Source organism: Mycolicibacterium grossiae (assembly GCF_008329645.1).
Lineage (GTDB): Bacteria > Actinomycetota > Actinomycetes > Mycobacteriales > Mycobacteriaceae > Mycobacterium > Mycobacterium grossiae.
The window spans coordinates 622,479-644,238 of record NZ_CP043474.1 but is presented as its reverse complement, the minus strand read 5'-3'; the positions used below and the strand labels follow the sequence as shown (position 1 = coordinate 644,238).

General features: G+C 71.3%; 23 protein-coding genes. 18 read left to right on the top strand and 5 right to left on the bottom strand.

The window, feature by feature from the left end; genetic code table 11:
- Window position 1: 1 nt before the first annotated feature.
- On the bottom strand, window positions 2–730 hold the full coding sequence (locus FZ046_RS03205) for an SIMPL domain-containing protein (protein WP_070353011.1): 729 nt from the start codon (window positions 728–730) through the stop codon (window positions 2–4).
- Window positions 731–957: 227 nt separating this feature from the next.
- Between FZ046_RS03205 and ftsH the strand changes: the two genes are divergently transcribed.
- The 11 genes from ftsH (at window position 958) to FZ046_RS03150 (ending at window position 11,068) form a co-directional block, all read left to right on the top strand.
- Complete coding sequence (gene ftsH / locus FZ046_RS03200) at window positions 958–3,405, top strand: ATP-dependent zinc metalloprotease FtsH (protein ID WP_070353010.1); 2,448 nt, start codon at window positions 958–960, stop codon at window positions 3,403–3,405.
- 17 nt (window positions 3,406–3,422) lie between these two features.
- Window positions 3,423–4,034 carry a GTP cyclohydrolase I FolE gene (gene folE / locus FZ046_RS03195; protein ID WP_070353009.1) on the top strand — a complete coding sequence of 204 codons (612 nt, stop codon included), beginning with the start codon at window positions 3,423–3,425 and terminating at the stop codon, window positions 4,032–4,034.
- Window positions 4,035–4,075: 41 nt separating this feature from the next.
- A complete protein-coding gene (folP, locus tag FZ046_RS03190; protein WP_070353061.1) occupies window positions 4,076–4,897 on the top strand; it encodes a dihydropteroate synthase in 822 nt (273 codons plus the stop codon).
- Complete coding sequence (folB, locus tag FZ046_RS03185; RefSeq protein ID WP_070353008.1) at window positions 4,890–5,267, top strand: dihydroneopterin aldolase; 378 nt, start codon at window positions 4,890–4,892, stop codon at window positions 5,265–5,267. The genes folP and folB overlap by 8 nt, the downstream gene beginning before the upstream one ends.
- A 22-nt stretch (window positions 5,268–5,289) precedes the next feature.
- Window positions 5,290–5,805 (top strand): 2-amino-4-hydroxy-6-hydroxymethyldihydropteridine diphosphokinase, encoded by a 516-nt coding sequence (folK, locus tag FZ046_RS03180; protein WP_070353007.1) that lies wholly within the window; start codon window positions 5,290–5,292, stop codon window positions 5,803–5,805.
- The gene (locus tag FZ046_RS03175; protein ID WP_070353006.1) at window positions 5,805–6,281 is read left to right on the top strand and encodes a DUF3180 domain-containing protein; all 477 of its coding nucleotides are present in this window, start codon (window positions 5,805–5,807) and stop codon (window positions 6,279–6,281) included. The genes folK and FZ046_RS03175 overlap by 1 nt, the downstream gene beginning before the upstream one ends.
- Window positions 6,282–6,357: 76 nt before the next feature.
- Window positions 6,358–7,860 (top strand): DUF6779 domain-containing protein, encoded by a 1,503-nt coding sequence (locus FZ046_RS03170; RefSeq protein WP_149484182.1) that lies wholly within the window; start codon window positions 6,358–6,360, stop codon window positions 7,858–7,860.
- Between the two features lie 114 nt (window positions 7,861–7,974).
- Window positions 7,975–8,904, top strand: coding sequence for a Rossmann-like and DUF2520 domain-containing protein (locus FZ046_RS03165; RefSeq protein WP_070353080.1), 930 nt, complete (start codon window positions 7,975–7,977; stop codon window positions 8,902–8,904).
- Window positions 8,901–9,842 carry a pantoate--beta-alanine ligase gene (gene panC, locus FZ046_RS03160; protein ID WP_070353081.1) on the top strand — a complete coding sequence of 314 codons (942 nt, stop codon included), beginning with the start codon at window positions 8,901–8,903 and terminating at the stop codon, window positions 9,840–9,842. Before FZ046_RS03165 ends, panC begins: the two co-directional genes overlap by 4 nt.
- Entirely contained in the window at window positions 9,843–10,250 is a 408-nt protein-coding gene (gene panD, locus FZ046_RS03155; RefSeq protein ID WP_070353082.1) for an aspartate 1-decarboxylase, read from the top strand.
- A gap of 5 nt (window positions 10,251–10,255) precedes the next feature.
- Window positions 10,256–11,068, top strand: coding sequence for a type III pantothenate kinase (locus tag FZ046_RS03150; protein ID WP_070353083.1), 813 nt, complete (start codon window positions 10,256–10,258; stop codon window positions 11,066–11,068).
- A 14-nt stretch (window positions 11,069–11,082) separates the two neighbouring features.
- Here the strand turns inward: FZ046_RS03150 and FZ046_RS03145 are convergent, their stop codons facing one another.
- The gene (locus tag FZ046_RS03145) at window positions 11,083–12,336 is read right to left on the bottom strand and encodes an alanine racemase (RefSeq protein WP_070353084.1); all 1,254 of its coding nucleotides are present in this window, start codon (window positions 12,334–12,336) and stop codon (window positions 11,083–11,085) included.
- 23 nt (window positions 12,337–12,359) lie between these two features.
- On the opposite strand from FZ046_RS03145, the gene lysS reads away from it, so the two are divergent.
- The 6 genes from lysS (at window position 12,360) to FZ046_RS03115 (ending at window position 19,045) form a co-directional block, all read left to right on the top strand.
- Window positions 12,360–13,871 (top strand): lysine--tRNA ligase, encoded by a 1,512-nt coding sequence (gene lysS, locus FZ046_RS03140; protein ID WP_070353085.1) that lies wholly within the window; start codon window positions 12,360–12,362, stop codon window positions 13,869–13,871.
- 175 nt (window positions 13,872–14,046) lie between these two features.
- The gene (gene lsr2, locus FZ046_RS03135) at window positions 14,047–14,388 is read left to right on the top strand and encodes a histone-like nucleoid-structuring protein Lsr2 (RefSeq protein WP_070353086.1); all 342 of its coding nucleotides are present in this window, start codon (window positions 14,047–14,049) and stop codon (window positions 14,386–14,388) included.
- Between the two features lie 276 nt (window positions 14,389–14,664).
- Complete coding sequence (gene clpC1, locus FZ046_RS03130) at window positions 14,665–17,208, top strand: ATP-dependent protease ATP-binding subunit ClpC (RefSeq protein ID WP_070353087.1); 2,544 nt, start codon at window positions 14,665–14,667, stop codon at window positions 17,206–17,208.
- Between the two features lie 225 nt (window positions 17,209–17,433).
- On the top strand, window positions 17,434–17,655 hold the full coding sequence (locus FZ046_RS03125) for a CbtB domain-containing protein (RefSeq protein ID WP_070353088.1): 222 nt from the start codon (window positions 17,434–17,436) through the stop codon (window positions 17,653–17,655).
- 26 nt (window positions 17,656–17,681) lie between these two features.
- Window positions 17,682–18,485 carry a CbtA family protein gene (locus tag FZ046_RS03120; RefSeq protein WP_070353089.1) on the top strand — a complete coding sequence of 268 codons (804 nt, stop codon included), beginning with the start codon at window positions 17,682–17,684 and terminating at the stop codon, window positions 18,483–18,485.
- Entirely contained in the window at window positions 18,482–19,045 is a 564-nt protein-coding gene (locus FZ046_RS03115) for a histidine phosphatase family protein (RefSeq protein ID WP_070353090.1), read from the top strand. The genes FZ046_RS03120 and FZ046_RS03115 overlap by 4 nt, the downstream gene beginning before the upstream one ends.
- Here the strand turns inward: FZ046_RS03115 and FZ046_RS03110 are convergent.
- Window positions 19,035–20,417, bottom strand: coding sequence for a serine hydrolase (locus FZ046_RS03110; protein WP_246182892.1), 1,383 nt, complete (start codon window positions 20,415–20,417; stop codon window positions 19,035–19,037). The two genes, FZ046_RS03115 and FZ046_RS03110, sit on opposite strands and share 11 nt — an antisense overlap.
- Window positions 20,386–20,703: a mycobilin-forming heme oxygenase MhuD gene (gene mhuD, locus FZ046_RS03105; protein ID WP_070353091.1), complete on the bottom strand. Its 318-nt coding sequence runs from the start codon at window positions 20,701–20,703 to the stop codon at window positions 20,386–20,388. Before mhuD ends, FZ046_RS03110 begins: the two co-directional genes overlap by 32 nt.
- A 44-nt stretch (window positions 20,704–20,747) precedes the next feature.
- On the opposite strand from mhuD, the gene FZ046_RS03100 reads away from it, so the two are divergent.
- Window positions 20,748–21,518: an alpha/beta fold hydrolase gene (locus FZ046_RS03100; protein WP_070353092.1), complete on the top strand. Its 771-nt coding sequence runs from the start codon at window positions 20,748–20,750 to the stop codon at window positions 21,516–21,518.
- On the opposite strand, the gene FZ046_RS03095 is transcribed toward FZ046_RS03100, so the two are convergent.
- A complete protein-coding gene (locus FZ046_RS03095) occupies window positions 21,492–21,713 on the bottom strand; it encodes a hypothetical protein (protein WP_070353093.1) in 222 nt (73 codons plus the stop codon). The genes FZ046_RS03100 and FZ046_RS03095 overlap by 27 nt on opposite strands.
- Between the last annotated feature and the right edge of the window lie 47 nt (window positions 21,714–21,760).

Genomic DNA, 21,760 nt, shown 5'->3' with positions numbered 1-21,760 from the left:
GTCAGCCCAGCTCCCACACGACCGTCACGGAGAACCCGACGGTCTGCCGCCCGGGCTGCAGCGGCACGGCGGCCTCCATCGCGCCGTAGCGCGGCATCGGCTGCGGCGGCGGGGGAGCGGCGCCGTTCTCCGAGATCGACACCACCTTGCCCAGATCCAGACCGGACAGCTCGGCGTACTGCTGGGCGCGGTCCTTGGCGTCGTCGAACGCGCGGGCGCGGGCGTCCTTCACCAGCTGCGAATCGTCCTCGATGGCGAAGCTCACCGAATCGATGCGGGTCGCGTTGGCGCCGGCGGTCTGGATGGCCGTGATCGTGGGTGACGCGGCGTCGACCTTCCGGACCTTCACGGCGATCGAATTGCTCGCCTGGTAGCCGGTGATGACGGAGTTCTCGCCGTACTGCGGCTGGAGGTTCACCTGCGTGGTGCTGACGTCCTTGCGGTCGATGCCCTGCGCGGCGACGGCGTCGATCACCGCCGTCATGCGCTCGTTGGTCTGGTTCATCGCGGTGGTCGCGTCCGGCGCGACCGACTGGATGGAGGCGTCGACGGTCACGGTGTCCGGGGTGCCCTGCACCTTGCCCTCGCCGACCACGGTGACCTGCCGCGGCACCGGCCCGTCGGGGCCCGCAACGGTTCCCGCGGGCGTCGCATCGCAGGCGGCGAGGAGGGCGGCGGCGACGCCCGCCGTGGCGAGGACTCGGGTCGGCCGCGTGGCCCAGGTGCGCATGGCTGGCACCCTACCGACGTGGCGTCCCTCGCCGAGTGGGCCGATCGATCCGCCGACCCCGGCGCGTCGCGGACGAAACAACACACTCGGCGTCCGGATCGGCGCCGGAAAGCCGGGCGCGCCGTCGGGAACCATCGTTCGTTGGTCTAGCGGTAGCCTGAATCAACTCACCTGTGCGTATCGGAAGGACCTGGCCGGACGTCGTCGACCGATGGCCGAGATAAACGATGAATCGAAAGAACGTCATCCGGACCCTCACCGCCATCGCGGTGATCCTGCTGCTCGGCTGGTCCTTCTTCTACTTCAGTGACGACACCCGCGGATACAAGCCCGTCGACACGTCGGTGGCGATCGCCCAGATCAACGGCGACAACGTCAACAGCGCGCAGATCGACGACCGCGAGCAGCAGGTGCGCCTGGACCTGAAGAACGGCAACGGCGACACCGAGAACAGCAACAAGATCATCACCAAGTACCCCACCAACTACGGGGTGCAGCTGTTCGAGGCGCTGCAGGCCAAGAACGCCAAGGTCAACACCGTGGTGAACCAGGGCAGCATCCTGGGGTCACTGCTGATCTACCTGCTGCCGCTGCTGCTGCTCGTCGGCTTGTTCGTCATGTTCTCCCGCATGCAGACCGGCGGCCGGATGGGCTTCGGCTTCGGCAAGTCGCGCGCCAAGCAGCTCTCCAAGGACATGCCCAAGACCACCTTCGCCGACGTCGCCGGCGTCGACGAGGCGGTCGAGGAGCTCTACGAGATCAAGGACTTCCTGCAGAACCCGTCGCGGTACCAGGCGCTCGGCGCCAAGATCCCGCGCGGCGTGCTGCTCTACGGCCCGCCCGGCACCGGCAAGACGCTGCTGGCCCGCGCCGTCGCCGGCGAGGCCGAGGTGCCGTTCTTCACGATCTCCGGCTCGGACTTCGTCGAGATGTTCGTGGGCGTCGGCGCGTCCCGCGTGCGCGACCTCTTCGAGCAGGCCAAGCAGAACAGCCCCTGCATCATCTTCGTCGACGAGATCGACGCCGTCGGCCGCCAGCGGGGCGCCGGCCTGGGCGGCGGCCACGACGAGCGCGAGCAGACGCTGAACCAGCTGCTCGTCGAGATGGACGGGTTCGGCGACCGCCAGGGCGTCATCCTCATCGCCGCGACCAACCGGCCCGACATCCTCGACCCGGCGCTGCTGCGCCCCGGCCGCTTCGACCGCCAGATCCCGGTGTCGAACCCCGATCTCGCCGGCCGCCGCGCGGTGCTCAAGGTGCACTCGCAGGGCAAGCCGATCGCGCCCGACGCCGATCTCGACGGACTCGCCAAGCGCACCGTCGGCATGTCGGGTGCCGACCTCGCCAACGTCATCAACGAGGCCGCGCTGCTGACCGCCCGCGAGAACGGCACGATCATCACCGGCCCCGCGCTGGAGGAGGCGGTCGACCGCGTCGTCGGCGGCCCGCGGCGCAAGGGTCGCATCATCAGCGAGCAGGAGAAGAAGATCACCGCCTACCACGAAGGCGGTCACACCCTGGCGGCGTGGGCGATGCCCGACATCGAGCCGATCTACAAGGTGACGATCCTGGCCCGCGGCCGCACCGGCGGGCACGCCGTGGCGGTCCCCGAGGACGACAAGGGCCTCATGACGCGGTCGGAGATGATCGCGCGCCTGGTCTTCGCGATGGGTGGCCGCGCCGCGGAGGAACTGGTGTTCCGCGAGCCCACCACCGGCGCGGTGTCCGACATCGAACAGGCCACGAAGATCGCCCGCGCGATGGTCACCGAGTACGGCATGAGCAGCAAGCTCGGCGCGGTTCGGTACGGCACCGAGCACGGCGACCCGTTCCTCGGCCGGACGATGGGCACGCAGGCCGACTACAGCCACGAGGTCGCCCAGATCATCGACGACGAGGTGCGCAAGCTCATCGAGGCCGCGCACACCGAGGCGTGGGAGATCCTCACCGAGTACCGCGACGTGCTGGACGTCCTCGCCGGCGAGCTGCTGGAGAAGGAGACGCTGCACCGCACCGAACTCGAGGCGATCTTCGGCGCCGTCGAGAAGCGGCCGCGTCTGACGATGTTCGACGACTTCGGTGGCCGCGTGCCGTCGGACAAGCCGCCGATCAAGACCCCGGGAGAACTCGCCATCGAGCGCGGCGAGGAATGGCCGCGACCCGCACCGGAACCCGCCTTCAAGGCTGCCATCGCCGCCGCCACGAGGGCCGCCGAGGCCGCCGCGGGCACCAACGGGTCGAACGGCCACGGCGTCAACGGCAACGGCTCGAACGGTCACGGGAACGGCAACGGAAACGGCTCGAACGGTCACGGGAACGGCAACGGAAACGGCAACGGACGCGGCGCCAACGGTTCGCCCGCCAACGCCACCCAGCCCGACTACGGCGCGCCGGCCAACTGGCACGCCCCGGGCTGGCCGCCGCGCCCCGGACAGCCGCCCTACCCGCAGCCGCAGGGCAACTATCCGCCGCCGCAGCAGCAGGGCTACTGGTACCCACCGCCGCAGCAGCAGTCGGGCTGGCCGCAGTACCCCGGTGCGCAGGCCCCGTACCCGCAGCACCCGCCGTATCCTCAGCCCGGACCCGTTGGGCAGGGCGGCGCAGCGGCGCCGACCCCACACGACGAATCCGAGGGCGGTGACCGGTCCGACGACCGGCCGACGCCACCCGGCTGAGCAGAACGGAGACCTCGATGACGCGGTCGGAGATCGACCCGATCCTGCGCGACGACATCCCGGAGTTCGACCAGGAGCGTGCCGAGGCCGCCGTCCGCGAACTGCTGATCGCGGTCGGCGAGGACCCGGACCGGCACGGCCTGATCGACACCCCGGCCCGGGTCGCCCGGGCCTACAAGGAGATCTTCGCGGGCCTCTACACCGACCCGGACGACGTGCTCAACACGACGTTCGACGAGCAGCACGACGAACTCGTCCTGGTCAAGGACATCCCGATGTACTCGACGTGCGAGCACCACCTGGTGTCGTTCCACGGCGTGGCGCACGTCGGCTACATCCCGGGCATCGACGGCCGGGTGACCGGGTTGTCGAAGCTCGCCCGCGTCGTCGACCTCTACGCCAAGCGCCCGCAGGTGCAGGAGCGGCTGACCGCGCAGATCGCCGACGCGCTGATGCGCAAGCTCAACCCCCGCGGCGTCATCGTCGTGATCGAGGCGGAGCACCTCTGCATGGCGATGCGCGGCATCCGCAAGCCTGGCGCGAGTACCACCACCTCGGCCGTCCGCGGCCAGTTCAAGACCGACAAGGCATCGCGTGCCGAGGCGCTGGACCTGATCCTGCGCACGTGAGCCGGTCCCGTTCCATCGCCGACGCCCCGGCCACCGTGGTGATGGGCGTCGTCAACGTCACCGACGATTCGTTCTCCGACGGCGGGCTGTTCCTCGACCGCGACGCGGCGATCGCCCATGCCCTCGAACTGGTCGCCGACGGCGCGTCGATCATCGACGTCGGCGGCGAGTCGACCCGTCCGGGCGCGGTCCGGATCGACGCCCACGTGGAGACCTCCCGGGTGCTGCCCGTCGTCGCGGCGCTCGCCGCCGAGGGCGTCACCGTCAGCATCGACACCATGCACGCCGACGTCGCCGGCGCCGCGCTCGCGCACGGCGCGCACATCGTCAACGACGTATCCGGCGGGCAGGCCGACCCGCGGATGGCCCCGCTGCTCGCCGAAGCCGGCGTGCCGTGGGTGCTCATGCACTGGCGGCGCGTCGACCCCGCGCACCCGCACCGCGTGCCCGACTACGCCGACGTCGCGACCGACGTCCGCACCGAGCTGCTGACGTGCGTCGACGCCGCGGTCGCCGCCGGCGTCGACGCCGACGACGTGATCATCGACCCGGGCCTGGGCTTCGCGAAGAACGCCGAGCACAACTGGGCGCTGCTGCGGGCGTTGCCGGACCTGGTGGCCACTGGCGTCCCGGTGCTCGTCGGAGCGTCGCGCAAGCGCTTCCTCGGCACTCTGCTCGCCGACCGCGACGGCACGCCCCGCCCGCCCGACGGCCGGGAGACCGCCACCGCGGTGGTCTCCGCGCTCGCCGCCCGGCACGGCGCCTGGGGCGTCCGGGTGCACGACGTGCGGGCCTCGGTCGACGCGGTCAAGGTCGTCGCGGCCTGGGAGGGCGGACACGAGGAGGACACGGCGGATGGCTGACCGGATCGAGCTGCGCGGGCTGACCGTGCGCGGCAACCACGGGGTCTTCGACCACGAGCGGGTCGACGGTCAGGACTTCGTCGTCGACCTGACGGTCTGGGTCGATCTGGCCGCTGCCGCCGCGAGCGACGACCTCGCCGACACCCTCGACTACGGCGCGCTGGCGCAGCGGGCGGCGGACATCGTCGGCGGACCGCCGCGCAACCTCATCGAGACCGTGGCCGCCGAGATCGCCGAGGACGTCATGGGTGACGAACGCGTGCACGCCGTCGAGGTCGTCGTCCACAAGCCGTCGGCGCCGATCCCGCTGACGTTCAGCGACGTCGCCGTGGTCGCGCGCCGGTCGCGGCGGGGTGGCCGGGGACAGTGAGCGACGCGCATCGGAGCACCCCGTGAGCCGCGTCGTGCTGTCCATCGGCTCCAACCTCGGTGACCGCCTCGCACACCTGCAGTCGGTGGTGGACGGCGTGGGCGGCGCCGTGCGCGCCGTCTCGCCGGTGTACGAGACCGACGCGTGGGGCGGCGTCGAGCAGGGCCCGTTCCTCAACGCCGTCCTCGTCGCCGACGACGCGGACCTCGACTGCCGCGGCTGGCTGCACCGCGGGCAGGCGCTCGAGCGCGCCGCCGACCGCGTCCGCGAGGTGCACTGGGGACCGCGCACGCTCGACGTCGACGTCGTCACGTGCCACGACGGCGTCGCCGAGGTGACGTCGGACGACCCGGTGCTGGTGCTGCCGCACCCGCACGCCCACGAGCGCGCCTTCGTCCTGGTGCCGTGGCTGGCCGCCGACCCGGGCGCCACCCTGACGGTCGCCGGAACCGCGACGCCGGTCGCGGAGCTGCTCGGCCGGCTCGACCCGGCCGAGCGCGCCGGCGTGCGCCGCACCGACCTGGCGTTGACCCACTGATGGGACCGACCCGCAGACGCGACCTGCTGGCCGCCACCGCATTCACCGCCGTCGTCGGCTACGTGCTGGTGCACGGTCTGTACCGCTTCTTCCCGCCACTGACGGTGTGGACCGGGCTGTCGCTGCTCGCCGTCGCCGCCGCCGAGGGCGGCTGGGCCTTCTACGTCCGCTCGAAGATCGGTGCGGGGGAGATCGGCGTCGGCGGCGGGCGGTTGCACCCGCTGTCGGTAGCGCGCTCGGTGATGGTCGCCAAGGCCTCGGCGTGGATGGGGGCGGTGGTCCTCGGCTGGTGGATCGGCGTCGTGGTCTACCTGCTGCCGCGCCGCGGCGTGCTGCGCGTCGCCGAGCAGGACACCGCCGGTGCGGTGGTCGCGGGGGCGAGTGCGGCGGCGCTGGTGATCGCCGCGATGTGGCTGCAACATTGCTGCCGCTCACCGGAGGATCCGCCGGAGGATCGCGACGGATTGACCGAGTGACCAGCGCCGGTGCCGGGGCGCCGAATCGCCGCGACGGTCGCCACGCGATCCGACCGTGCGACGGTACAGTCGCCCCATGACCGATCCGACCCGCGCGGTGCGCCCCCGGCGCGCCGGCCGCAGGCCGGGCGGTGCGCTGCTCACGGCGTTGCTGGTCTTGGCGATCGTGGCGAGTTCGGTGCTGGTCTTCACCAACCGGGTGGAGCTGCTGAAGCTCGCCGTCGTGGTGGCGCTGTGGGCGGCGGTGGTCGCCGCCTTCGTCTCGTTCATCTACCGCAGGCAGGCCGACGTCGACTCGGCGCGTGCCCGCGACCTCAAGCTGGTGTACGACCTCCAACTCGACCGGGAGATCTCCGCGCGCCGCGAGTACGAACTCGGCCTCGAGAGCCAGCTGCGCCGTGAGCTGAGCGCCGAGTTGCGCGCGCAGTCGGCCGACGAGGTCGCCAGCCTCCGCGCCGAATTGGCCACGCTGCGCGCCAATCTCGAGATCCTGTTCGATGCCGACCTGTCACACCGGCCGGCGATCGAGACCGAACGCACCACCGTGCACCGGTTCCCGGACTGGGACCGCGTCGACGACGCCATGGCCAACCGGCCGAGCAGCCCCGGCCGCGTGGTCAGCAGCCGCATCGACGCCGAGGACGTCGACGACCCCGAGCCCAACACCGAGGAGAGCCCGATCATCGACGTGCCGGTGGAGCCGCACCCACCGGAGCCGGCGCAGGTGTCGCCCGGTGTGGGCGGCTCGCACCGTCTCGGTGCCGACGCGGGCCGGCAGCAGCCGCCGGTATCGGAGAGCACTCCGTCGAATGGTGCTGTGCCGCAACCCTTCACGCCGCCCCGTCCGGAGCCTGTCCGCCGTCCCGAGCCCGAACGCCGGCCCTGGCAGCCGCCGGTCACGGCCCAGCAGGCGCCGCAGCAGCCGCCCCCGCCGCCCGCCTACGTCGCCGCGCCGGTCCCGCCGGTCCCGCCACCGCCCGCACCTGCAGCGCCCGCCGAGACGCCCGCCGGCCGCTCGCCGTGGCAGGAGCCCGAACGCCCGGGCCGGCACACCGCCGGGCCCGCCGACCCCGGCGAATGGACGCCCGCGCCGGCCGAGGGCGAGTTCATCCCCGCGGGTGCGCCGGGCAGCAACTGGGTCGCCCCGGTCGACGAGCCCCCTGCCGAACCCCCCGCTCCCGTCATCGATCCGGCGGCTGCCGAGCCGGCCGCACCCGAGCCGGCATACGAGCCGGCGGCATCCGGTCCGGCCGAGCCGATCCCGGCGCCGCCGCAGCCCGCCGGGGAGCGCCGCGGCGGCCGGCATGCGAACGCCGACGCCGAGGCCGAGGAACCCGCTCGCCGTGCCCGGCACTACGCGCCCGGCGTCGACCCGGGCAAGGGGCCGGCACCGACGTTGGCCACTGCTCCGCCGGCCACTCCGCCGGCCGGCGAGCCCGCCGCCGCGCGGCACCGCGGCCCGCAGGAGGACGAGGACGCCGGCGGTCAGCACAGCGGCGGCCAACCGGCCTCCGAGCTGCTGGCCCGGCTGCAGGTCGGCAGCACCGGCGGCGGGCGCCGCCGCCGCCGCGAGGACTAGCCGGGCGGTGAGGGGCTCGACCGGACCGCAACACCGATGAGCTAATCTCGTGGCGGCCGTCCGGTACCTGCTCGGCAGGACCGGAACGAACACGACGTCAGCGAGGTCGGCTACGTGGGCACCCCCGGTGGATTCCGTCCGGCGCGCCTGACCGTCGGCATCATCTCCGCAGGCCGGGTCGGCACCGCACTGGGCGTGGCACTCGAACGCGCCGAGCACGTGGTGGCCGCCGTCAGCGCCATCTCGCACGACTCGCGACGCCGCGCCGAGCAACGCCTCCCCGAGACTCCGGTGCTCCCCGTGCCCGATGTCGCGGCACGCGCTGAACTCCTCCTGCTGGCCGTCCCCGATGCCGAACTCTCCGCCCTGGTCGCCGGCCTCGCGAGTACCGGCGCGGTGCGGCCGGGCACGATCGTGGTGCACACCTCGGGCGCCAACGGCATCGGCGTCCTGGCGCCGCTGACCGATCTCGGCTGCATCCCGCTCGCGATCCATCCGGCCATGACCTTCACCGGGTCCGACGAGGACGTCGCCCGGCTGTCGGAGACGTGCTTCGGGATCACCGCGGGCGACGAGGTCGGCTATGCGATCGCCCAGTCGCTGGTGCTCGAGATCGGCGGTGAGCCGTTCCGGGTGCGCGAGGACGCCCGCACGCTGTACCACGCGGCGCTGGCGCACGCGGGCAACCACGTCATCACCGTGCTGCTCGATGCGGTCGACGCCCTCCGCGCGGCGATCGCAGGCCAGGAGTTGCTCGGCCAGGAGCTGGTGGCCGACGGCCCGGGCGGCATCGCCGAGCGCATCATCGCGCCGCTCGCGCGGGCGTCCCTGGAGAACGCGCTGCAACGCGGTCAGTCGGCGCTGACCGGTCCGGTCGCCCGCGGTGACGCCGCCGCCGTCGCCGGCCACCTGCAGGCGCTGGCCGAGGTGAATCCCGAACTGGCCGAGGCGTATCGGGCGGTGTCCCTGCGCACTGCGCAGCGCGCGCACGCGCCCGCCGACGTCTTCGCCGTCCTGACCCCCGACCCTGGAGGACGACCGTGAACCGCAGACCGCCGAAGTACGCACCCGGTGAACTGAACGTCTTCAGCCGCCCCGCCGACGTCTCCGACGTCACTCGGGCGCTGCGCACCACCGGGCGGCGCGTGATGCTGGTGCCGACGATGGGGGCGCTGCACGACGGCCACGTGTCACTGATCCGTTCGGCCAAGCGCGTGCCCGGGTCGGTGGTGGTGGTCTCGATCTTCGTCAACCCCCTCCAGTTCGGCGCGAACGAGGACCTCGCGGCCTACCCCCGCCCGCTGGAGGACGATCTCGCGGTGCTGCGCGCGGAGGGCGTCGACATCGCCTTCACCCCCACCGAGGAGGACGTCTACCCGGCCGGGCGCCGGACCACCGTGCTGCCCGGTCCGCTGGGGGCTGATCTCGAAGGTGGTTCGCGCCCCACTCATTTCGCGGGCATGCTCACCGTGGTGCTCAAGCTGCTCAACATCGTCGCACCCGACCGCGCCTTCTTCGGCGAGAAGGACTACCAGCAGCTGGTGCTGGTGCGCCAGATGGCCGACGACCTCAACCTCCCCACCCGGATCGTCGGCGTGCCGATCGTCCGCGAGCCGGACGGCCTGGCGATGTCGTCGCGCAACGTCTACCTCGACGAGGTGCAGCGCGAACAGGCCGGCGCGCTGTCGGCGGCCCTGCTGGCCGGCATGTACGGCGCCGCGCGCGGGGTCGACGAGGCGCTGGCCGCGGCCCGGGCCGTGCTCGCCGAGGTGCCGGCGCTGGAGGTCGACTACCTCGAGGTCCGCGACACCTGGCTCGGGCCCGCGCCGGCCGAGGGCGCCGCCCGGATGCTCGTCGCGGCGCGCCTGGGCCGTACCCGGCTGCTCGACAACATCGCCATCGACGTCGGTGCCAGCGCCGGCGTCGACGGCCACCCGCGGGTGGGCGATGCGGCGAACCACGAACTGCCCTGGAGGAATTGAGTGTTCCGCACCATGATGACGTCGAAGATCCACCGCGCGACGGTGACGCAGGCCGACCTGCACTACGTCGGTTCGGTGACCATCGACGCCGAGCTGATGGACGCCGCCGACCTGCTCGAGGGCGAGCAGGTGACGATCGTCGACATCGACAACGGCCATCGGTTGGAGACGTACGCCATCACCGGTGCGCGCGGCAGCGGAGTCATCGGCATCAACGGTGCCGCAGCGCATCTCGTCCACCCCGGCGACCTCGTCATCATCATCGCCTACGGCATGATGAGCGACGCCGACGCCCGCTCGTTCACCCCGCGCGTCGTCTTCGTCGACGGCGCGAACCGTCCGGTCGACGTCGGCTCGGACCCCGCCTTCGTGCCGGCCGACGCCGCCGGCCTACTGTCCCCGCGGTAGCGCCGATGCTCCTCGCGATCGACGTCCGCAACACCCACACCGTCGTCGGGCTCATCTCCGGCTCCGGTCACCACGCGAAGGTGGCCCACCACTGGCGCATCCGCACCGAATCCGAGGTCACCGCCGATGAACTCGCGCTGACGATCGACGGTCTCATCGGTGAGGACTCCGAGCGGCTCACCGGGGCCACCGGCCTGTCCACGGTGCCCTCGGTGCTGCACGAGATCCGCGTCATGCTCGAGCAGTACTGGCCCGCGGTGCCGCACGTGCTGATCGAACCCGGTGTGCGGACCGGCATCCCGCTGCTGGTGGACAACCCGAAGGAGGTGGGCGCCGACCGCATCGTCAACTGCCTGGCCGCCTACCAGAGGTTCCACGGTGCCGCGATCGTCGTCGACTTCGGTTCGTCGATCTGCGTCGATGTGGTGTCACGCAAGGGTGAGTTCCTCGGCGGTGCCATCGCACCGGGCATCCAGGTGTCCTCCGACGCGGCCGCCGCCCGCTCGGCGGCGCTGCGGCGGGTCGAGCTGACCCGGCCGCGCTCGGTGATCGGGAAGAACACCGTCGAGTGCATGCAGGCCGGCGCGGTGTTCGGCTTCGCGAGCCTCGTCGACGGTCTCGTCACCCGGATCCGTTCCGACGTCGAGGGGTTCGGCGGCGACGACGTCGCCGTCGTGGCCACCGGGCACAGCGCACCGCTGATCCTCGACGACCTGCGGACCGTCGAGCACTACGACCGCCACCTCACCCTCGACGGCCTGCGCCTGGTGTACGAGCGCAACCGGCTGGAGCGGACCAGGACGCGGACCGCGCGCTGAGGACGCCCGGGGGTCTAGAAGTACGTGCGGACGACGTCGACGACGCGGCCCGCCTCGTCGAGCACCGGGATCGCCTGCCACTTGTCGAACGTCGTGCACGGGTGCGAGACCCCGAACGCGAGCCAGTCTCCGACGCGGGCGTCGTCACCGCCGCCCAGACGCAGGAAGGCGTGCTGATCGTGCAGTGCCTCGACGCGACCGTGCGGCAGGCCACGCGGCACCGGCAGCCCCTGGTCGTGTGAGACGTCGCGCCGGCCCATCGACACCAGGGCCAGGTCGGGCTCCGGTCGGGACAGCACGTGCGCCCACACCGTCAGCGCGGGACGCAGCGGCAGCGGTGAGGTGCGCCGGTACAGGCCGTCGTCGTGGGTGAGGTAGCAGCCGCTGCGCAGCACGGTCCGGACGCGCAGCCCGGCCGGCCAGCCACCGGTCAGCTCGTCGGCCACCACGTCGAGATAGGTGCTGCCGCCCGCGGTGACCAGGACGTCGTCGGTCTCGAACCTCAGCCGCCGAACCGCCGCGCGCACCTCGCCCAGGTAGGCGCGCACCCGGTCGCACGACGCCGGGTCGACGTCGTGCCCGCGGGCGGCCTCGTAACCCGCCACGCCCACCAGTCGCAACCGGTCGGACGCGGTGACGGCGCGGGCCACCGCGTCGGTCTGGCCGGCGGTGCGGCACCCGGTCCGGCCGCCGGCCATGCCGACCTCGACGCACACGTCCAGCGGCCGTCGCGCCCCGGCGGCGGTGAGCGCCGCGGTCATCAGCGCGACGCCCGCCGTCGAGTCCACCCAGCACACCAGCTCGAAGGCGGGGTCGGCGTCGAGTTCGGCGGCCAGCCACGCCAGGCCCGCGGCGTCGGCCACCTCGTTGGCCAGCACGACGCGGCGCACGCCGAAGCGCCGGAACACCCGCACCTGGCCGACGGTCGCGGCCGTCACCGCCCAGGCGCCGGCGTCGAACTGCCGCGCCAGCAGCTGCGGCGACATGTGCGTCTTGCCGTGCGGGGCGAGCAGCACGCCGCGTCGGGTGCACCAGTCGGCCATCGTCGCGGCATCGTGCCGCAGCGCGGCATCGTCCAACACGCACAGCGGACCGACGGCGCCGTCGGCGAACGGGTCGGCGCCGACGAGGTTGGCCGGGGTGCACCCGTGCCAGCTGGTCGGCAGCCCCTTGGCGTGCCATGCCAGCGGTTCGTCGCGCAGTGCGGCGACGGCGGCGGCGTCGATCGCTGCGACCGCGTCGCCGTTCGGCCGGGACGGGTGGGTCACGCGTTCATTTAAGCTGGCACGTCGTGAGCAGTGCTGATCTTCCCGAGGCGTCCGACGTTCCCGAGCAGTTCCGGATCCGGCAGGCCAAAAGGGAGCGGTTGCTCGCCGAGGGGCGCGACCCCTACCCGGTCGAGGTGCCGCGCACGCACACGCTCGCCGAGGTGCGGGCCGCGCACGCCGATCTCGAGCCCGACCAGGCGACCGGACAGCAGGTGGGCATCGCCGGCCGCGTCGTGTTCGCCCGCAATTCGGGGAAGCTGTGCTTTGCCACGCTGCAGGAGGGCGACGGCACGCAGCTGCAGGCGATGATCAGCCTCGCCGAGGTGGGCCAGGAGTCGATCGACGCGTGGAAGGCCGACGTCGACCTCGGTGACATCGTGTTCGTCCACGGCGAGGTGATCAGCTCGCGGCGCGGGGAACTCTCTGTGCTCGCCGATTCCTGGCAAATCGTTTCCAAGGCGCTGCGGCCGCTTCCCGTCGCGCACAAGGAGATGAGCGAGGAATCGCGCGTGCGGCAGCGTTACGTCGACCTGATCGTGCGGCCGGAGGCCAGGACGATCGCGCGGCAGCGGGTGGCGGTCGTGCGCGCTCTGCGGTCGGCACTGGAACGGCGTGGCTTCCTGGAAGTCGAAACGCCGATGCTGCAGACCCTCGCCGGTGGTGCGACCGCGCGGCCATTCGTGACGCACTCCAATGCGCTCGACGCCGACCTGTACCTCCGGATCGCGCCCGAGTTGTTCCTCAAGCGGGCGCTCGTCGGAGGTTTCGAGAAGGTCTTCGAGTTGAATCGGAACTTTCGCAACGAAGGCGCCGATTCGACGCATTCGCCGGAATTCGCGATGCTCGAGACTTATCAGGCCTACGGCACCTACGACGATTCCGCGCGCGTGACGCGCGAGGTGATTCAAGAAGTGGCCGACGAGGCGCTCGGAACGCGCAACGTGCTGCTGGCCGACGGCTCGACCTACGACCTCGATGGTGAATGGGCGTCGGTCGAAATGTATCCGTCGTTGTCGCGGGCTCTGGGTGAGGAGATCACCCCCGAGACGCCCGCGGACCGGCTGTGGGCCATCGCCGACCAGCTGGGCGTCGAGGTGGCCCGCGACCGCGGTTACGGTCACGGCAAGCTGGTCGAGGAGCTGTGGGAGCACACCGTCGGGGACACGCTGTGGGCGCCGACGTTCGTGCGTGACTTCCCGGTGGAGACGACGCCGCTGACCCGGGCGCACCGGAGCATTCCGGGCGTCACCGAGAAATGGGATCTCTACGTCCGCAAGTTCGAATTGGCGACCGGTTATTCCGAACTGATCGACCCGGTGGTTCAGCGTCGGCGTTTCGAGGACCAGGCTCGCGCGGCCGCCGCGGGCGACGACGAGGCGATGCTGCTCGACGAGGACTTCCTCGCCGCTTTGGAGTACGGCATGCCGCCGACGACCGGAACCGGAATGGGGCTCGATCGACTGCTGATGGCCCTGACGGGCTTGTCGATTAGGGAGACCGTTCTGTTCCCCATCGTGCGGCGGCATGGCGGGTGAAAGTATGTCCGCACGGAGGCTGATACGGCCGCACGGCGGGTGAAAGTGCCGTATCGGGAAAAGCGAACGTTCGGTTATCATACTCGTTGAATGATTTCCATTTCCGTGTCAGCATGTAGACCGGGGTTCGCACTGAACCCGTCGAGTGCCGTCGAAGAAGGGTCAGTGTGGACGAATGGCGAAGAAGGTGACCGTCACTCTCGTCGATGATTTCGACGGGCAGAATGCAGCGGACGAAACCGTCGAATTCGCGCTCGACGGCGTCAACTACGAGATCGACCTTTCCGCGAAGAATGCGGCAAAGCTGCGCAACGACCTCAAGCAGTGGGTGGAGGCCGGGCGTCGCGTCGGCGGCCGCCGCCGCGGCCGGTCGGCGGGCACCGGTCGGGGCCGCGCCGCGATCGACCGCGAGCAGAGCGCCGCGATCCGGGAGTGGGCGCGTCGCAACGGGCACAACGTGTCGACGCGCGGCCGCATCCCCGCCGACGTCATCGACGCCTTCCACGCGGCCAGCTGAGCCGACGCGGCAAGCCAACCCGACGTTGCCGGCGTCGGTCGCCGACCCCGTTCGGCGCCGTCGCGGACCGTTCGCTAGCGGCGAAGCCCTCCCGGTGCGTGCTCGGAAACGATCCGGGTACCTGCGGCGTTGCAGAAGTGCATCGCAGTGATGCGGAGACAGGCACGGCACCACGGAGAACCGCCAACTACAGTGGTGGCAGGTGCAGAGCGCGGCGCGCCGCGTAGGGGATTCTCCACAGCGCTGCCCTATTAGATGGAGAGCAGGTAACCACCGATGTTCGAACGCTTTACCGACCGCGCTCGCCGCGTCGTCGTCCTGGCCCAGGAAGAGGCCCGGATGCTGAACCACAACTACATCGGCACCGAGCACATCCTTCTCGGACTCATCCACGAGGGCGAAGGCGTCGCCGCCAAGTCGCTGGAGTCGCTCGGCATCTCCCTGGAGGGCGTGCGCAGCCAGGTCGAGGAGATCATCGGCCAAGGCCAGCAGGCGCCGTCCGGCCACATCCCGTTCACGCCGCGCGCCAAGAAGGTGCTCGAGCTGAGCCTGCGCGAGGCGCTGCAACTCGGCCACAACTACATCGGCACCGAGCACATCCTGCTCGGGCTGATCCGCGAGGGCGAGGGCGTCGCCGCCCAGGTGCTGGTCAAGCTCGGCGCCGAGCTGACGCGCGTGCGTCAGCAGGTCATCCAGCTGCTGAGCGGCTACCAGGGCAAGGAGACCGCGGAGGCCGGCACCGGCGGCCGCGGCGGCGAGTCCGGCAACCCGTCGACGTCGCTGGTGCTCGACCAGTTCGGCCGCAACCTCACCGCGGCCGCCATGGAGGGCAAGCTCGATCCGGTCATCGGCCGCGAGAAGGAAATCGAGCGGGTCATGCAGGTGCTGAGCCGCCGCACCAAGAACAACCCGGTGCTGATCGGCGAGCCCGGCGTCGGCAAGACCGCCGTCGTCGAAGGCCTGGCGCAGGCCATCGTGCACGGCGAGGTTCCCGAGACGCTCAAGGACAAGCAGCTCTACACCCTCGACCTCGGGTCGCTGGTCGCGGGCAGCCGGTACCGCGGTGACTTCGAGGAGCGCCTGAAGAAGGTGCTCAAGGAGATCAACACCCGCGGCGACATCATCCTGTTCATCGACGAGCTGCACACGCTCGTGGGTGCGGGTGCCGCCGAGGGCGCGATCGATGCCGCCAGCATCCTCAAGCCGAAGCTGGCCCGCGGTGAGCTGCAGACCATCGGCGCGACCACTCTCGACGAGTACCGCAAGTACATCGAGAAGGACGCCGCGCTGGAACGCCGCTTCCAGCCGGTGCAGGTGGGCGAGCCGACCGTCGAGCACACCATCGAGATCCTCAAGGGTCTGCGGGATCGCTACGAGGCGCACCACCGCGTCTCGATCACCGATCCGGCGCTGGTCGCCGCGGCGACCCTCGCCGACCGCTACATCAACGACCGCTTCCTGCCGGACAAGGCGATCGACCTGATCGACGAGGCCGGCGCCCGGATGCGCATCCGCCGGATGACCGCTCCGCCAGACCTGCGCGAGTTCGACGAGAAGATCGCCGACGCGCGCCGGGAGAAGGAGTCCGCGATCGACGCGCAGGACTTCGAGAAGGCGGCCAGCCTGCGCGACAAGGAGAAGCAGCTCGTCGCGCAGCGTGCCGAGCGCGAGAAGCAGTGGCGCTCCGGTGACCTCGACGTGGTCGCCGAGGTCGACGACGAGCAGATTGCCGAGGTGCTGGGCAACTGGACCGGCATCCCCGTGTTCAAGCTGACCGAGGCCGAGACCACGCGCCTGCTGCGCATGGAGGACGAGCTGCACAAGCGGATCATCGGCCAGGTCGACGCCGTCAAGGCCGTCAGCAAGGCGATCCGGCGCACCCGTGCCGGCCTGAAGGACCCGAAGCGTCCGTCCGGTTCGTTCATCTTCGCCGGCCCGTCCGGTGTCGGTAAGACCGAGCTGTCCAAGGCGCTCGCGGAATTCCTGTTCGGCGACGACGACGCGCTCATCCAGATCGACATGGGCGAGTTCCACGACCGCTTCACCGCGTCGCGGCTGTTCGGTGCACCTCCGGGGTACGTCGGCTACGAGGAGGGCGGCCAGCTCACCGAGAAGGTGCGCCGGAAGCCGTTCAGCGTCGTGCTGTTCGACGAGATCGAGAAGGCCCACCAGGAGATCTACAACAGCCTCCTGCAGGTGCTCGAGGACGGTCGCCTGACCGACGGCCAGGGTCGCACCGTCGACTTCAAGAACACGGTGCTGATCTTCACCTCGAACCTCGGGACGAGCGACATCAGCAAGGCGGTCGGCCTCGGCTTCACCCAGGGTGGCGGCGAGAACAACTACGAGCGGATGAAGCAGAAGGTTCACGACGAACTGAAGAAGCACTTCCGTCCGGAGTTCCTCAACCGCATCGACGACATCATCGTGTTCCACCAGCTGACGCAGGACGAGATCATCCAGATGGTCGACCTGATGATCGGCCGGGTCTCCAAGCAGCTGGCGGCCAAGGACATGACGATGGACCTGACGCCGAAGGCGAAGGCCCTGCTGGCCAAGCGTGGCTTCGATCCGGTGCTGGGTGCGCGCCCGCTGCGGCGCACCATCCAGCGCGAGATCGAGGACGCGCTGAGCGAGAAGATCCTCTTCGAGGAGGTCGGACCCGGTCAGCACGTCACGGTCGACGTCGAGAACTGGGACGGCGAGAGCAACAAGACCGAGGACGCCGTGTTCACGTTCCACGGCGCCCACAAGTCGGCCGAGGCCGACCTGGCCGGAGCCGGCGCCGCCGGTGCGGCAGGCGCGACCGCAGCCGAGTAGGTCCTCACCACGGACGCCCCCGACGCGAGTCGGGGGCGTTCGTGCGTCAGGAGGCGCCCGTGCGCGCCGTCCCGGCCCGGCCGGCGACGGCAGGGTCTACGATGCTGCTGTACCCGACGAGCCGAGGAATCTGGTGAGAATCCAGAACGGTCGCGCCACTGTGAACAGTCAGACCCGAGGTTCGTCACTTCGTCGAGGGACGCGACATCCCGAAAGGACCACATCATGACTGCTCGATCCGACGCCCGCACGAACGCCGCCCCCGCCCTGGACCTGTCCGCGACCCGCGCGGCGGTGTGGCTGTCCGCGACGGCGTTCCTCGCGCTGCTGGTGCTCTACTTCGTCGGCATGGACCAGGGTGCGACCTCGGTCTTCGGCGCCGACAACACCGTCATCCACGAGTTCATCCACGACGCCCGCCACCTCCTCGGCTTCCCCTGCCACTGACCGATCCGGCAGGAGGACAACCGAACATGGAGAAGCAGATCATCGGGCGCGGCCTCGTGGCCGGCGCTCTCGCCGGTGTGCTGGCGTTCCTCTTCGCGCGGCTCTTCGTCGAGCCGGTGATCGCGACGGCGATCGCCTACGAGGACGGCGTCGGCGCCGCGCACGAGGCCACCGAGGCGGCGGCCGGGATGGCAGGACACAGCCACGACCACGCGGGCGGCGGATTCTCCCGCGCCGTGCAGGAGAACATCGGCATGGGCTTCGGCGTGCTGGCGTTCAGCGTCGCGATCGGCGCGCTGTTCGCGGTGGTGTTCGCCGTCGCCTACGGCCGCGTCGGTGCGGTGTCCGCGCGGCTGCTGTCGCTCTACGTGGCCGGCGGCATGCTGCTGAGCCTCTACGTGGTGCCGTCGCTGAAGTACCCGGCGAGCCCGCCGGCGCTCAGTCTCGACGAGACGATCCGGCAGCGCACGCTGCTGTACCTGCTGATGCTGGTGCTGTCGGCGGCGCTGTTCGTCGCGGCGGTCTACCTCGGCCGGCGGCTGACGGCACGGCTCGGCACCTGGAACGCCACCGTGGCCGCGGCCGGCGCGTACGTCGTCGGCATCGCGGTGCTGATGCTGGTGCTGCCGACGATCGACGAGACGCCGGGCCCGCTGCGCGACGCCGCGGGTGACATCGTCTACGAGGGCTTCCCGGCCGACGTGCTCTACGACTTCCGGCTCTACGCGCTCGGCACGCAGGTGGTCGTCTACGCGACCATCGGGCTGACGTTCGCGGCGCTGGTGTCGAAGCTGCTCGACGGGAAGCGGCACGAGGCGCTGGCTGGGTGAGTGAGGTCGTCCGGCTGACCCTGGTGTCGCACGCCATGACCGACGCCATGGCAGCCGGACGCTTCCCGATCGACGAACCGCTCAACGCGCGCGGGCTGCGGCAGCTCGACGCGACCGTCGAACTCGGCCCGGTCGACGCCGCCACGTGCGGCCCGGAGAAGCGCACGCGGCAGACCGCCGAGCTGCTCGGGCTGCGGGCCGAGGTCGACGACGCGCTCGCCGACCTCGACTGCGGCACCTGGCGCGGCCAGGTGCTGGGCGGGGTGGCGCCGGCCGAGATGGCGATCTGGTTGACCGACGCGTCACAGGCTCCGCACGGCGGCGAGTCGGTCGTCGACCTGATGGCGCGGGTCCGGGACTGGCTCGCGTCGCTCGGCTCCCGGCGTGGCCGGCTGGTGGCGGTGACGCACCCGGCCGTGGTCCGCGCGGCCGTGCTGGTGGCGCTCGACGCGCCGCCGAAGTCGTTCTGGCGCGTCGACGTCGGGCCGGTGAGCCGTACGGTGCTGTACCTGCGTGGGCAGGCCTGGACGCTGCGCTCGACGAGCGGCGCTACCGGCTAGGGACCCCGACCGGCAGCATGCCGAAACCGGCCGTGGCGACCGACAGCAGCCACGTCGCGGCGGCGAGGCTGCGGTACTTCGGCCAGTTGAGCTGGAAGCTCACCACCCAACCCTGGCCGGTGCGGTCGCGGGCGTACCAGCTGAACGAGATGTCACCGGGCAGGTTGCCGCCCTTGGCCGCGATGTACGGCCACTTCTCGCCGTCGAGGTCGATGCCCGGCGTGGCGGACAGGATGTCGCGGATGGGCGCGGCGCGCCCGGTCGCCTCGGACTGCAGGGCGGCATGCACCCGGCAGACGTCCATGGCGGTGCCGTACCACTCGATGCCGTACGGCGAGGCGGGCGTGCGGGTGCGCTCCGGGTCGGGGTCGTAGGGAATGTGGTTGGCGCGCACCAGCATCTCGGCGCGGTGCGCGGGGGTGGCCGAACGCCACTCGTCGCGGACGTCGGGGCGGCCCCAGCCGATCGAGAAGAGTTCGTGGGCGGTGGGGAACGGCGTCATCGCCGCCGGGTCGTGGTGCCCGGCGGACACCAGGGCACGGTGCATGGCGTCCGGGCCGACGCGCGTCATCAGCAGGTCGGTCGCCATGTTGTCGCTGGCGGAGATCATCTGCTGCGCGGCCTCGCGCACCGAGACGTGCGACCCCGGCGGCAGCTTGTCGAAGCCCGCGGACCCGACGTCCTTGTCCGCCTTGGTGATCAGCAGCGGGTCGTCCCAGCCCAGCGTTCCGGCGTTGGCGGCCTGGCCGACGGCCAGCAGCACGTACAGCTTGAAGATCGATGCGAGCGGCAGCGGTTCGTCGACGTGGGTGCCGGCGACCGGAGTGCAGGTCCGGTTGGTCACCTTGGACGCGGCGTAGGAGTACCGGGCGCCGGACTTGGTCAGCTCGGCGTCGACGTCGCTCCACGAGGCGATGCGCGGCTTGTCGACCGTCACCTCGAACCGGTCCACCAGGCCGGCGTCGTCGGTGCGCAGCTCGACCTCCTGGTCGATGGCGTAGGACGTGCGCAGGTGCAGCCGTGCCATGCCGGCGCCCACGTCGATGCCGGTGACCGTGATCGGGCGGTCGGCCCACAGCCGGTCCATGTCGCGCGCGACCGGTTCGATGATCTCGGGTGCGGCCAGCGTGCCGACGGTGACCGTGCCGATCGGCCAGTCGGAGTTGACCATGTCGAGGAGCTGCTTGGCGCGCAGCCCCTGCGGGGTGTTGGTGTCGATGTGCGTGCCGTAGGCGGCTTCGGCGGGCGCGGGGCTGGTGTGCGCGCACCCGCAGCTGACCGCGGCGACGAGGGAGGTGGCGACCGTCAGTCCGACCGCCCGGCGTCGCAGCCGGCCCGCGTTACGACGCGCCGTCGGTCCGCTGGACGTCAAGCACGACCTCGAACTCGAGCAGCGATGCGCCGGTGGCCACCGGCTTGGCCCGCTGGCCGGCGTGCGCCTCCACGGCCGGACCGCTGGCCCACGCCTGGAACGCCTCCTCGGACTCCCACTGCGTCACCACGAAGTAGCGGTCTTCGCCCTTGATGGGACGGAGCAGCTGGAAGCCCAGGAAGCCGGGCTGGCCGTCGACGGCGTGGGCGCGGTTGGCGAACCGCTTCTCCAGCTCCGGGCCGGCGTCGGGCGGGACTTCGATCGCGTTGATCTTCACGACGGGCATGCGGCTCAGGTTACCGCCCCGCGCGGCGTGCAGTATCTAAGCCCATGCGGACCCACGCGTTGACCGACCGGGGTGGCTCGGGTGCGCCGGTGGTGCTGGTGCACGGGCTGATGGGCCGAGGCAGCACGTGGTCGCGCCAGCTGCCCTGGTTGACTGCGCTCGGGCACGTGTACACCTACGACGCGCCGTGGCATCGCGGTCGCGACGTCGCCGATCCGCACCCGATCCACACCGAGCGGTTCACCGCGGACCTCGCCGCGGCGGTGACGGAGCTGGGCGGGCCGGCGACGCTGATCGGCCATTCGATGGGCGGACTGCACGCCTGGTGCGTGGCGGCGGCGCGGCCGGATCTGGTGCGAGCGCTGGTGGTGGAGGACATGGCGCCGGACTTCCGCGGCCGCACGACGGGACCGTGGGAGCCGTGGATCCTGGCGCTGCCGGAGGAGTTCGGCTCACTCGAGGAGATCCACGCCGCGTTCGGCGACGTGGCGGGGCGGTACTTCGCGAAGGCCTTCGATCGGACGCCCACCGGCTGGCGACTGCACGGGCACACCGAGCGCTGGATCGAGATCGCCGCGGAGTGGGGCCGGCGCGACTACTGGGCGCAGTGGGAGGCGGTGACGGCCCCGACGCTGCTGATCGAGGCCGCCGACTCGGTGACGCCACCGGGCCAGATGCGACGGATGCACGAGGTCGGCGCACGGACCGAGTACGTCTTCGTGCCCGGTGCCGGTCACCTGGTGCACGACGACGCACCGGGGGAATACCGGCGCGTCGTCGAGCGGTTCCTAACGACGTTCGCCGACCGCGCCTGAGGCGGGCCACGACGGGCTGTCCTCGAACCGGGTGCGGGCGGCGTCGGCGTCGTGCTGGATGCGGTACCAGTCGGGATCGTCGGTGACGCCGGAGAGGTAGGCGCGCACCGCGTCGCCGCGATGGGCCGACCAGCTGAGCAGCGCGGCCAGCGCGAACGGGGCGGAGAGGATGAGGAAGGTCAGCACGATGTCCATGGCAGCAATCGTTCGACCCGAGAGATCCCGCCAACAGTGGCAGGACT